Source organism: Amycolatopsis ultiminotia, from assembly GCF_039536925.1.
In the GTDB taxonomy this organism is placed as follows: Bacteria; Actinomycetota; Actinomycetes; order Mycobacteriales; family Pseudonocardiaceae; genus Amycolatopsis; species Amycolatopsis ultiminotia.
Genome location: NZ_BAAAZN010000001.1, coordinates 360,507 through 372,031, shown reverse-complemented (window position 1 = coordinate 372,031; position 11,525 = coordinate 360,507). Strand labels below are relative to the sequence as shown.

The following is an 11,525-nucleotide window of genomic DNA, read 5'->3' as shown; positions in this document are numbered from 1 at the left end:
GGGACGGCGGTTTCTGCTCGGGCGCTCAGGCCACCGCGGCGTCCACCGGTACCCGGGCCTGGCCGAAGACCGTGCGACGGCGGAGGCGGAAACCGAGCGACTCGTACAGCCGGATCGCCGACACGTTGGCGGCCGAGGTGTGCAGGAACGGCGTTTCCTCCCGCTCTCGGATACCGGCAGCCACCGCACGGACCAGCCGGGAGGCCAGGCCCTGACCGCGGAAGGACGGATCGGTGCACACCGCACTGATCTCGGTCCAGCCGGGCGGGTGCAGCCGCTCGCCCGCCATCGCGATCAGCGCACCGCCGCGGCGGATGCCGAGATACGTGCCGAGGGTGATGGTGCGCGGCAGGAACGGACCCGGGCGGGTGCGTGCCACCAGGTCCAGCATCTCGGGTACGTCGGCCTCGGTGAGCCGGATCGCCTCGGCGTCCGGCTCGGCCGCCACGCCGTCGTCCACGAGCTGGACCCCGGCCACGTGCCGCAGCACCTCCCAGCCCGCCGGCGGCGGACCTGCCTGCGGCGCCAGCGGCACGACCGTGCCCGGACCGGCGAGCGCGGCGATCTCGTCCCACACTCCCTCGCCGGGCTGGTCCGGGACGGCGAGGAAGGTCGCCACGTCCACCGGATAGCGCAGCACCTGGCCGCGACGTTCGGCAAAACCCGCGTGCGGACCGGTCAACGCGGCCAGGGCGGCGTTGTCCAGCACGGACTCGGTCATCGGCACTCCTGATCTCACAAGGGCTGGATTTCACGGCGGCGGGGTTTCACCGCGGCGCGCGTCCCGCCGCGATTCGCGTACCGCAAGGACCGGGGCTCACCCGGATGAGCCGCGGTGCCCGGCGGCGCGGGCGATCATCCTGGCCAGATCGGACACCAGCGCCGGATCGTCGGGCAGCTGCCCGGTGGCCACCCGCAGATGCGCCGAGGACGGCGTCCCGGCATGACAGCGGCCTCCGCCACCCACGCTGATCCCCTTGGCAGCCAAGGCGATCAGCGTGCGCGATTCCTCCGCCACCGGCACCCACAGCGCCAGCCCTTCCCGTGCGGGCGCGTCGATCCCCTGTTCTCGCAAGGCTTCCGACAGCGCCACGCGGCGTTGTTCGTAACGCTGGCCGGCCCGGCGGAGCAGTTCGCCGGTGGCCGCGTCGGTGAGCAGGAACGCCTGCGCGTCCTGCAGAATGCGGCTCGACCACCCGGCGCCGGGACCGCGCTGCCGCCGGACCCGGTCCACCAGCGCGGCCGGTCCGCCGAGCACGCAACTGCGCAGTTCGAGCCCGAATGCCGTGCAGTACGAGCGAACGTGCAGGACCCGGCCGGGCAGCTGCGCACCGAGGCTCACCGAAGGCGCGGACGCGAGCGGGCCGAGGTCGTCGTCCTCGATCACCACGATGTCCCGATCGGAGAGCACCGCGGCGAGTTCGCCGATCCGTTCGGCAGGCACCGAATGACCCAGCGGGATCTGCGCCCTGGTCTGGTACACGAACGCGACCGGACGGTGCGCGAGGGCGGCGGCCAGCGCAGCGGGCCGCGGGCCGTGCTCGTCACAGGACACCGGTGCGACGTGGATCCGCGAACGGCGGAGGATGTCCAGCAGCCACGGCGCGGTCGGCTCCTCCAGCGCGACGACGTCGCCCGGCCGGGCCACCGCCTGGCACGCCAGCAGGATCCCGTCGTGCCCGCCCGCGGCGATCGTCCACGCCTCGGCCGGCTGCGGCCAGGTCGGTTTCACCGCGGCACGCAGCCGGGTGGTGATCGCATCGTGTCCGGCGAGCCGTTCGGTGTGCACCCCGGCGGCGACCGCGTCCTCCAGCGGCGGCAGCAGCGTCGGATCGGGCAGGCCGTGCTCCAGATCCACGGTCTGCCAGCCGGAGAACGCGCGGCCGGACGACGGGCCCGCGGGTGGTTCGAGCACGATCGTGCCGCGCCGCCTGCCGGTGCCGATCAGTCCGGCGGCACGCAGCTGGGACCACGCTTCGGCAATCGTCGTGGGACTCACCGAAAGCTCCGCGGCGAGCGCGCGCACCGTCGGCAGCCGGGTACCCGGCGGCACCTGCCCGTCCCGGATCAGACCGGACACCGATCCCGCGACGCCCCGCGCAGTGCGTTCACCGATGCGGGAAACGAGCCATCCCAGCCCGACCGGCGCGGTCGTCGCGAGTTCGCCCGTGGCCACGCACCGGCTCCCCTCGTCCCGCCAATTCCTGTCCTGATCAGAAGCTAGAGCGCGAACCGGACACGGCAAAGGCGTTTCACATCCTGGTTGGCCCGCCTGCCGCGGCCGGTACAAACGGTCGCTCGTGAGCTCCGCCACCGACGGCCGGGCGGTCTGCGGAAATTCCACCGATCAGGTTAGGCTAACCTTTATGAGTTCCCCCTGGCCGGACGCACCGGCGCTCACCGGCACCGGTCTCACCCTCGGTTACGGCGGCGAACCGGTGGTCCGGGAGGCGGAGGTCACGCTGCGCCGCGGGGCGGTCACCGCGCTCATCGGCCCCAACGGGTCCGGCAAGTCCACCCTGCTGCGCGCACTGGCCCGGTTGCACCGGCCGGACGACGGCGCGGTCACCGTGTCCAGCGGGCAGGGCCCGCCGGACGACGCACTCGCGTTGTCCGCCAAGGAGTTCGCCCGCCGCGTCACGCTGCTGACCCAGTCGCGCCCCACGCCCGGCGGCGTACGGGTGCGCGACGTCGTGGGTTACGGACGGCATCCGCACCGCGGCCGGTTCGGCTCCGGCGACCCGGAGGGCACGGAGATCGTCGAACGGGCCATGCGCCGCACCGGTGTCGCGGACATGGCCGCGCGCCCGGTCGGCGAGCTGTCCGGCGGGGAACTCCAACGGGTCTGGCTCGCCACCTGTTTCGCCCAGGACACCGGCGTGGTGCTGCTCGACGAGCCGACCACGTTCCTCGACCTGCGCTACCAGATCGAAACCCTCGACCTGGTGCGCGAACTCGCCGACGAGCACGGCGTCGCGGTCGGCGTGGTACTGCACGACCTCGACCAGGCCGCCGCGGTGGCCGACGAGCTCGTGCTGCTGTGCCGCGGCGCGGTGCGCGCCACCGGCCATCCGGCCGAGGTGCTCACCCCCGAACTGCTCACCGAGGTCTACGGCCTGCGCATCGACGTACACGTCGACGACGACGGGCACGTACGCACCCGGCCGGTCGGCAAGCACACCACCCGTGCCCGGCCGGCCCGCTCCGCCTGAAAGTCCGGCTCTGCCGAACCCCGTTCGTCCAACGACCGAAGGAAACCGCCGTGTCCCCGCTCCCCCATCCGGCCCGCAGACCGTTCGCGGCGACCGCCGCCGCGCTGGCCGTGCTCCTCGCCACCGCCTGCGGCACCACCGAAGCCCCGGCCGGCGCCGACGGGTCCTCCGCGGCCGCGAAGCCGTCCGGCCCGGTCACGATCACCGACGAACGCGGCACCGTGCACCTGCCCGCCCCCGCGACCAGGATCGTGTCACTGGAGTGGGGCCTGACCGAGAACCTGCTGGCGCTGGGCGTGCAGCCGATCGGCGCGGCGGAGGTCAAGGACTACAACGCCTACGACAAGGTGGCCCCGCTGCCGGAGTCCACCCCGGACGTCGGCACCCGCGCCGAACCGAGCACCGACGCGATCATCGCGCTGCACCCGGACCTCGTGGTGACCACCACCGATCTGCCGGACAACGTCATCGGGCAGATCGCGGGCAAGGTGCCGGTGCTGGCGCTGCGCGGATCGGACGCCGCGGACCCGATCGGCTACCTCCGGCACACCGTCACCACGCTGGCCGAAGCAACCGGAACCCGGCAGCAGGGCGGCAAAATCCTCGCCGGCCTCGACGCGAGCCTTGCCGCGGGGAAGGACAAACTCGCCAAGGCGGGCAAGGCAGGCGCTCCGTTCACGATGGCCGACGGCTACGCCACTTCCGGCACGGTCACCGTCCGGATGTACACGCCGGGCTCGTTCCTCGGCGGCATCGCGAAGGAACTCGGGCTGGCAGGCCAGTGGACCGGCGGCGGCGACAAGGACTACGGCCTGGCCTCCACCGACGTCGAGGGCCTGACCAAGATCACCGACCCGGACACGACGTTCCTCTACCTGGCGAACGACTCCGAGGGTGACGTGTTCGAGCAGGACCTCGCGCAGAACGCCGTGTGGAAGCAGCTGCCCTTCGTGAAGGCCGGGCACGTGCACCGGATTCCGGACGGCATCTGGATGTTCGGTGGTACGAAGGCAGCGTCCGCCTACGTGGACGCCGTCGTCGACGCACTCACCTGATGCCCGTCTCGGTGCAGACACGGGAACAACCGCCCGCCTCCCGGATCCGGCTGGGCGCGCCCGCGGTGTTCCTGGCCGGGATCGCAGCACTGGCCGTGCTGTCGGCCGTGCACCTGCTGCAGGGCAGCGCGCAGATCGGCGTCGGTGAGCTGCTGCACGCGATCCTGCCCGGGACCGGCGACGACGCCAGGACCGAGGCCGTGGCGGTGCTGCTGGCGAGCAGGCTGCCCCGGCTCGCCGCCGCGCTGCTGGTCGGGCTGGCACTCGGGTTCGCAGGCGGTGTCCTGCAATCCGTCGCACGCAATCCGCTCAGCTCGCCGGACACCTTGGCGGTCAACGCGGGCGCGTACCTGACGGTGGTTGCGGTCGCCGCGTTCGGCGTCTCGCTGCCGTTCTACCTCAACGGTTCGGTGGCGTTCGTCGGCGGTCTGGCGGCGGCCGGGCTCGTGCTGCTCGTGGCACGCGGCGGCGTGGGCGGATCGGCCAGGCTGGTGCTCGCGGGTTCGGCGATCGCGCTCGCACTCAGCGCGCTGACGTCCGTGCTGCTGATGGTGTTCCAGGAGAAGACCGCCGGGCTGTTCGCCTGGGGCAGCGGTACGACCGTCCAATCCGGACTGGGCCAGGTCCGGCTCGCCGCACCCGTGGTCGGCGCCGGGATCCTCGGCACGCTCCTGCTCGCGCGGCGGCTCGACGTGCTCGGCCTCGGCGACGACCAGGCCCGCGTGCTGGGCGTCGACGTGCGCCGGGTCCGCGTCGGATCGGTGCTGTCCGCCGTGCTGCTTTCCGCGATCGCGGTGACCGTGGCCGGGCCGATCGGGTTCGCCGGGCTGTGCGCGCCGGTCATCGCCAGGCTGATCGCCGGCCGGGTGCCGGGGCTCGGCAAGCATCCGCTGCTGCTGCCGCTCGCGGGCCTCACCGGGGCGCTCGTCGTGGTCACCGCCGACGTGCTGCTGCGCGCACTCGTGCCCGCGGACCTGGCGACCGCGGTGCCGACCGGCGTGGTGACCACACTGGCCGGGGCGGTCGTGCTGGTGTGGCTGGCCCGCCGCAGGCTCAGCGGCGACGTGCGCACGCCGGGTACGCACGGGACGGTCCGTTCGGGCCGCTGGGTCGCGGTGACCGGCGTGGTGCTCGGCGTCGCGGTCGCCGGCGCGTTCGTCGCGGCCCTGCTGCTCGGCGACCGGCTGGTGCTGCTCGGTGACGTCGCGAACTGGTGGCGCGGCGTTTCCGGCACCGAGGTCACGTTCGTGCTCGATCTGCGCTGGCCGCGCGTGCTCGCCGCGCTGCTCGGCGGCGCGGCGCTGGCCGTGGCGGGCGCGATCGTGCAGGCGGTGTGCCGCAATCCGCTCGCCGAACCGAGCCTGCTCGGGGTCACGCCCGGTGCGAGCGTCGGCGCCATCGCGGTGGTGATCCTGGTGCCGGGCATCGGGATCTGGCCGGTGATGGGTGCCGCGACGGTGGCCGCGCTCGCGACCTTCGCACTCGTCTACCGGCTCGCCGCCGGCGGCCGGCTCTCGTCGGACCGGCTGGTCCTCATCGGCGTCGGGGTCAGCGCGGCGGCCGGTGCGATCACCACGCTCGTCGCGGTGCTGGGCTCGCCGTGGAACACGAATCTCGCGCTCACCTGGCTTTCCGGATCCACCTACGGACGCGAGCCCGGTCAGCTCGTCCCGGCGGTGCTGTGCCTGCTGCTGGCGCTGCCGCTCGCGCTTTCCGGGGCCAGGACACTCGATCTGCTCGCGCTCGACGAGGACGTGCCCCGCGTCCTGGGTGTGCCGATGGACCGGGCGCGCTTCGCGTTCATCACGCTCGCCGCGCTGCTCACCGCGGCCGCCGCGTGTGCGGTCGGTGCGCTCGGCTTCGTCGGATTGGTCGCCCCGCATGCGGCACGGGCACTGGTGGGTGCGCGGCATTCCCGTGCGATCCCGGTAGCGGCGGCGCTCGGGGCACTGCTGGTGAGCGTCGCCGACACACTGGGCCGTACCGTGCTCGCCCCGACGCAGGTGGCCGCCGGACTGGTGACCGCGCTGATCGGCGCACCGTACTTCGGCTGGCTGATGTGGCGTAGCCGCGCGGCTCGCTGAACACCTGCCGACTCCTCGGACAAGCTGAGGGGTGCGACGGCCCACTCCCTGCGCCAGCGGTCGCCGGCACTCCCGTAAGGTCGCCGGCGACCCGTCAGCCGACCGGAGAGGCGATCCGGCATGTCCCCCACGGTCCAGCGGCATCCGCTGGCCGCGCAGACCGCCGCGCACCTGTTGACGCGGGTCCGGTCGGGCGAGTGGCCGCTCGGGCACAAGCTGCCGGGGGAAACCGCGCTGGCCGCCCAGCTGGGCGTCGGCCGTTCGACGGTGCGGGAGGCGATCCGCGAACTGGCCGGCAAGGGAGTGCTGGACTCCCGGCAGGGCGCCGGGGTGTTCGTGACCGCGCTCGACGTCACCGAGGATTGGGATTGCGTCCTGCGGCGCGCTTCCATCGTCTCGGTGCTCGAAGCGCGGATCGCGATCGAAGCCGAGGCCGCCGCGCTCGCGGCACAGCGCCGTACGCCGGCCGACCTGCGCGCCCTCCGCCGTGCGCTGGCCGCCCGCTTGGCAGGCCGGCCGGAGGGCGAAGCGTTCGTGGACGCCGACACGAGATTCCACCGGACCGTGCTCGTCGCCGCGCACAACGACCTGCTGCTCGAGATGTTCGACAGCTTCGTGCCGCGGGTCCACCGCGCGATGACCGAACTGCTGCGGGTGCAGCCGATCCGCTCCCCACACGAAGACCACGCCCGGCACCAGCAGCTGGCCGACGCCATCGCCGCCGGTGACCCGGTGGCCGCCGCCGAACGGAGCCGGGCACACCTGACCACGGTGAAGGAGACGCTTTCATGAGCCCGGCCGAGGTGGTGCTGGAACTGACCGATGTGGTGTTCCGCAGGCAGGACAAGGAAATCCTGCATGGCGTGAGCTGCACCGTGCGGGCAGGCGAGCACTGGGCGCTGCTCGGCCCGAACGGCGCGGGCAAGAGCACCGTCCTCGGTTTCTGCGGTGCGCTCACGCATCCCACCTCCGGCACGGTGCGGGTGCTCGGCGGTCAGCTGGGCAAGGTGGAACTGCAGGCGCTTCGACGCGAAATCGGCCACGTCGATCCGCGGCATCCGCTGCGTTCGCCGCTGAGCGTCCACGACGTCGTGCTCACCGGCCTGACCGGCAGCGTCGACACCCCGCCCCGCTGGCAGCCCACCCCCGAACAGTCCGCACAGGCCACGGAACTGATCGAGCTGCTCGGGCTCACCGCGCTGGCAAACGAGCGGTGGCCCACGCTGTCGCAGGGCGAACGGGGCCGAGCGCTGATCGCCCGCGCACTCATCGGCGAACCCCGGCTGCTGCTGCTCGACGAACCGTCCACCGGACTGGACGTCGCCGCCCGCGAACAGCTGCTGGAGACCGTCGACCTGCTCACCCGCAGTCATCCGGAGCTCGCCTCGATCCTGGTCACCCACCACCTCGAGGAGCTGCCGGAGACCACGACGCACGCGCTGCTGGTCTCCGGTGGTGCGGTGGTCACCGCCGGACCGATCGATCAGGCGCTGACCACTGCCAGCGTGAGCCGGGCGTTCGGGCACCCGATCCGGGTCGCCCGCCACGACGGCCGCTGGAGCGCCCGCGCGGCCCGCCGCGGCGGCGCCGATCCCGCCGAAGAGGTCGCCTGACGCCCGCTCAGCGCGTGCCGAGCACCCGCCGGGCGGCGAAGGCCAGCAGCACCAGTTCCACCGCCGAGAACCCGACGAACGCCACCGGACTGGACACCCACTCCAGCGCGAGCCCCACCGTGAGCACCGGAACCACCAGCCCGGCGTAGCCGGCGAGGAACAGCGCCGCGAGGACCTCGCCGCGGGCGTCCGGATCGGCCAGCGCCGCGACCGTCCCGACCGAGGCACGGAACCCCAGCCCCACCCCGGCGCCGCCGAGCAGGGCGCCGACGAGGAACACCGGCAGCGACGCGAGCAGGGCTGCCACGGAAATCACCGCCAGCCCGACCGGCATCAGGGTGTACCCGATGCGCAGCTGAGCCCGCGACGGCAGTGACGAGAACACCAGCTGTGCGAGCGCGGCGGCACCGAGCAGGGCGAACACCGCGAGCCCCGCCAGCAACGACCCCGGTTCATGCAGCCCCTTGGCGAGCAGCGTCGGGGCCAGTGCGGTGAACAGCCCGGTGATCGCCAACGCGGCGAAGGCACCGATCGCCGCACCGGCGAACACCGGCCGCGCCCCGGACGGCAGCGACACGCGCTGCGGCCGGTACGCCGGGCGTTCCTCGCGCCGTTCGACGGTCTCCGGCACCAGGCTCACCGCCAGCGCCGCCACCAGCAGTGCGCCGAGGAAAGCCTCGAACGTGGTGGTCAGCGGAACGGATGCGTACTCCGCGAACAGCCCGCCGACCAGCGGGCCGAGACCGAGCCCGCCCATGTTCACCACAGTGGCGACCAGTCCGGCCCGGCCACCGTCCTCGTCCGGACGGGAGACCGCACGCAACTCCGACAGATGCGCGGTCGCGGTGGCGGTCAGCGCACCGATCCCGGCCCCGCACACCAGCCGCGCGATGACCAGGCCCGGCACCTCCGGCCAGATCAGGAACAGCGCGGCGGCGAGCGCTTCGGCGAGGGTGGCAGCCAGGATCACGCGACGGCGGCCCAGCCAGTCACTCACGTGGCCGGCGAAGTAGAGGCTCGCTATCACGCCGACCGCGTAGGCGGCGAAGATCACCGTGATCATGAACGTCGGAAACCCGTCGCGGCGCTGGTACAGGGCGTACAGCGGGGTGGGCATGGTGGAAAACGCCAGCGACACGGCGAAGGCGACGGCGATGACGCGGAACCCCCAGCCGTGGCTCAAGCGCGGAAGCCGCCGGGACGGGCGCATGCCGGCCGGGGTGGCGTTGCGAGAGGTTGTCTGCACCCTCTCGACGATCCGCAGTCCGACTGATCCCGTCCAACGAAAAGTACTGGTCACAGTTATCGCCATGAGCGATAATCGGAAGGGTGGAGACCCGTCAGCTGGAGTGTTTCGTCGCGGTGGCCGAGGAGCTGAGCTTCACGCGCGCTGCGCAGCGCCTGTTCGCCACGCAGTCCACCGTGTCCGCCACGATCCGCACGCTGGAGACCGAACTGGGCACCACGCTGTTCGACCGCTCGACGCGAAGGGTCGCGCTGTCCGAGCCGGGCACGTTGTTCCTGCCGGAGGCGAAGGCCGCACTGGAGGCCGTGGAGCGGGCCCGCGCGGTGGTGCAGGAGGCCGCCGCCGGGCTGCGCGGGAGCCTGCGGATCGGCACCATGACCACCATCGCCACGGTCGACCTGCCCTCACTGCTCGGTGCCTTCCACCGTCGCCACCCGCTGGTGGACCTGCACCTGACGGTGTCGATGACCGGCTCCACCGGCCTCGCCGCGGACGTCCGGCACGGCAGGCTCGACGTCGCGCTGCTCAGCCTGCCGGGGTCCGATCTCAGCGGACTCGTCGCACGCCGGCTGGCCGACGTGCCCTACCGCGCCGTGCTGCCCGCCGGGCATCCGCTGTCCGGGCGGGCCGAGCTCACCCTGCGGGAACTGGCCGGCGAGCGGTTCGTGGACAGCCCGCAGGGCTTCGGCAACCGGCTCGCGGTGGACCGCGCCTTCGCCGCACTCGGCATGTCGAGACGGGTCGGCGCCGAGGTGGGCGACATGCCCGCGACGCCGGACTACGTGGCCGCCGGACTCGGCGTCGCGGTGCTCCCGGACGTGCTGCCGATGGACACCAGGCAGGACGTCGTCGCGATCCCGCTCGCCGAACCCGGGCTGACCTGGCCGGTCACCGCGGTCGTCGCGGCGGGGCGCCCGCCGTCCCGCTCGGTGCGTACCTTGCTCGACCTGCTGGGCCCGGCGGAATAGACCGGGCCGTGGGAGTGTCTGCACCAGAGCACTGTGCATTCCGATCCGAACGGGAGACCGATCATGGCGACCGAGAAGGCGCTGCTGGCAGGCGGCTGTTTCTGGGGCATGGAAGAACTGTTCCGCCACCAACCCGGTGTCACCGCCACCCGCGTCGGCTACAGCGGCGGCGACACCCCGAACGCCACCTACCGCAACCACGGCACCCACGCCGAAGCCATCGAAGTCACCTACGACCCCGCGCAGACCGACTTCCGGGCCCTCCTCGAATTCTTCTTCCAGGTGCACGACCCGACCACCCGCAACCGGCAGGGCAACGACATCGGCCCCAGCTACCGCTCGGCGATCTTCTACACCACCGACGACCAGAAGAAGGTCGCCGAAGACACCATCGCCGACGTCAACGCGTCCGGACTCTGGCCGGGCACCGTCGTCACCGAGCTCACCCCGGCAGGCGATTTCTGGGCGGCCGAGCCCGAACACCAGAACTACCTCCAGCACTACCCGCACGGCTACACCTGCCACTTTCCCCGCCCCGGCTGGAAACTGCCCAAACGGGAGAACGCCTGACATGACCGGCCACCCGCCGTCGATCACCGAGACCGGCCACGTCGCACCGGTTGCCCGGCGCGTGCGGGCCGTCCTCGGTGGAGCGACCATTGTGGACAGCGTCCGCGCGAAGTACGTCTGGGAATGGCCGTACTACCCGCAGTTCGTCTTTCCACCGGAAGACGTGCGGGGCGCCGACCTGATCGACGAGGGGTGTTCGGAAGCCCGCCCGAACGGCACCGCCCACCGGCACGGGCTGCGCGCCGCCGGCGTCGAAAAGCCCGGCGCCGCCTGGGTTTACGGTCCGGACGCGGAATCCGGGCTGGCCGGGCACGTGCGGTTCGACTGGGCCGCGATGGACGCCTGGTTCGAGGAGGACGAACAGGTCTTCGTGCACCCGCGCAATCCCTACACGCGAGTGGACGCGCTGCGCTCGACGCGGCAGGTCCGGGTCCGGCTCGGCGGGGTGCTGCTGGCCGAATCGTCGTCGCCGGTGCTGTTGTTCGAAACCGGCCTGCCCACGCGGTACTACTTCAACCGCACCGAGGTCGACTTCGCGCACCTGGTCCCCGCCGAGACGGTGACCGCCTGCCCGTACAAGGGCCGGACCAGCGCGTACTGGTCGGTGCGCGTCGGCGATGTCCTGCACGAGGACCTGGCGTGGAGTTACGACTTCCCGGTCACCGCGGTCGCCCCGATCACCGGTTTGGTCGCCTTCTACAACGAGATGGTGGACATCGAGGTCGACGGCGAGCCACTCCCCCGGCCGGAATCGCCCTTCTCCCGCTGACCTCCCGC

Annotated in this window: 11 protein-coding genes; 8 read left to right on the top strand and 3 right to left on the bottom strand. The window is 72.5% G+C overall.

Annotation, left to right across the window (positions count from 1 at the left end):
• Positions 1-25: 25 nt before the first annotated feature.
• Positions 26-721: a GNAT family N-acetyltransferase gene (locus tag ABD793_RS01710; protein WP_344854472.1), complete on the bottom strand. Its 696-nt coding sequence runs from the start codon at positions 719-721 to the stop codon at positions 26-28.
• Between the two features lie 96 nt (positions 722-817).
• Positions 818-2,176 (bottom strand): aminotransferase class I/II-fold pyridoxal phosphate-dependent enzyme, encoded by a 1,359-nt coding sequence (locus tag ABD793_RS01705; protein WP_344854470.1) that lies wholly within the window; start codon positions 2,174-2,176, stop codon positions 818-820.
• A gap of 190 nt (positions 2,177-2,366) precedes the next feature.
• Here ABD793_RS01705 and ABD793_RS01700 point away from each other — a divergent pair, with 190 nt between their 5' ends.
• From ABD793_RS01700 to ABD793_RS01680, 5 genes are all read left to right on the top strand, one after another.
• Complete coding sequence (locus ABD793_RS01700; RefSeq protein ID WP_344854468.1) at positions 2,367-3,212, top strand: ABC transporter ATP-binding protein; 846 nt, start codon at positions 2,367-2,369, stop codon at positions 3,210-3,212.
• Positions 3,213-3,262: 50 nt separating this feature from the next.
• Positions 3,263-4,267, top strand: coding sequence for an ABC transporter substrate-binding protein (locus ABD793_RS01695; protein WP_344854466.1), 1,005 nt, complete (start codon positions 3,263-3,265; stop codon positions 4,265-4,267).
• Complete coding sequence (locus ABD793_RS01690; protein ID WP_344854464.1) at positions 4,267-6,351, top strand: iron ABC transporter permease; 2,085 nt, start codon at positions 4,267-4,269, stop codon at positions 6,349-6,351. The genes ABD793_RS01695 and ABD793_RS01690 overlap by 1 nt, the downstream gene beginning before the upstream one ends.
• 120 nt (positions 6,352-6,471) lie before the next feature.
• On the top strand, positions 6,472-7,143 hold the full coding sequence (locus ABD793_RS01685) for a FadR/GntR family transcriptional regulator (protein WP_344854462.1): 672 nt from the start codon (positions 6,472-6,474) through the stop codon (positions 7,141-7,143).
• A complete protein-coding gene (locus ABD793_RS01680) occupies positions 7,140-7,964 on the top strand; it encodes an ABC transporter ATP-binding protein (RefSeq protein ID WP_344854460.1) in 825 nt (274 codons plus the stop codon). Before ABD793_RS01685 ends, ABD793_RS01680 begins: the two co-directional genes overlap by 4 nt.
• A gap of 7 nt (positions 7,965-7,971) precedes the next feature.
• On the opposite strand, the gene ABD793_RS01675 is transcribed toward ABD793_RS01680, so the two are convergent.
• Positions 7,972-9,210: an MFS transporter gene (locus tag ABD793_RS01675; protein ID WP_425548641.1), complete on the bottom strand. Its 1,239-nt coding sequence runs from the start codon at positions 9,208-9,210 to the stop codon at positions 7,972-7,974.
• A gap of 83 nt (positions 9,211-9,293) precedes the next feature.
• Here ABD793_RS01675 and ABD793_RS01670 point away from each other — a divergent pair, with 83 nt between their 5' ends.
• The 3 genes from ABD793_RS01670 (at position 9,294) to ABD793_RS01660 (ending at position 11,517) form a co-directional block, all read left to right on the top strand.
• Positions 9,294-10,178, top strand: coding sequence for a LysR family transcriptional regulator (locus ABD793_RS01670; RefSeq protein WP_344854458.1), 885 nt, complete (start codon positions 9,294-9,296; stop codon positions 10,176-10,178).
• A gap of 63 nt (positions 10,179-10,241) precedes the next feature.
• Positions 10,242-10,748, top strand: coding sequence for a peptide-methionine (S)-S-oxide reductase MsrA (msrA, locus tag ABD793_RS01665; RefSeq protein WP_344854456.1), 507 nt, complete (start codon positions 10,242-10,244; stop codon positions 10,746-10,748).
• A gap of 1 nt (position 10,749) precedes the next feature.
• The gene (locus ABD793_RS01660) at positions 10,750-11,517 is read left to right on the top strand and encodes a DUF427 domain-containing protein (protein ID WP_344854454.1); all 768 of its coding nucleotides are present in this window, start codon (positions 10,750-10,752) and stop codon (positions 11,515-11,517) included.
• Positions 11,518-11,525: the final 8 nt, after the last annotated feature.

Bases quoted from the DNA above. Each gene is read 5' to 3' on its own strand.
- ABD793_RS01710 (WP_344854472.1), bottom strand. From the start codon at position 721: ATGACCGAGTCCGTGCTGGACAACGCCGCCCTGGCCGCGTTGACCGGT.
- ABD793_RS01700 (WP_344854468.1), top strand. From the start codon at position 2,367: ATGAGTTCCCCCTGGCCGGACGCACCGGCGCTCACCGGCACCGGTCTC.
- ABD793_RS01690 (WP_344854464.1), top strand. From the start codon at position 4,267: ATGCCCGTCTCGGTGCAGACACGGGAACAACCGCCCGCCTCCCGGATC.
- ABD793_RS01685 (WP_344854462.1), top strand. From the start codon at position 6,472: ATGTCCCCCACGGTCCAGCGGCATCCGCTGGCCGCGCAGACCGCCGCG.
- ABD793_RS01680 (WP_344854460.1), top strand. From the start codon at position 7,140: ATGAGCCCGGCCGAGGTGGTGCTGGAACTGACCGATGTGGTGTTCCGC.
- msrA (WP_344854456.1), top strand. From the start codon at position 10,242: ATGGCGACCGAGAAGGCGCTGCTGGCAGGCGGCTGTTTCTGGGGCATG.
- ABD793_RS01660 (WP_344854454.1), top strand. From the start codon at position 10,750: ATGACCGGCCACCCGCCGTCGATCACCGAGACCGGCCACGTCGCACCG.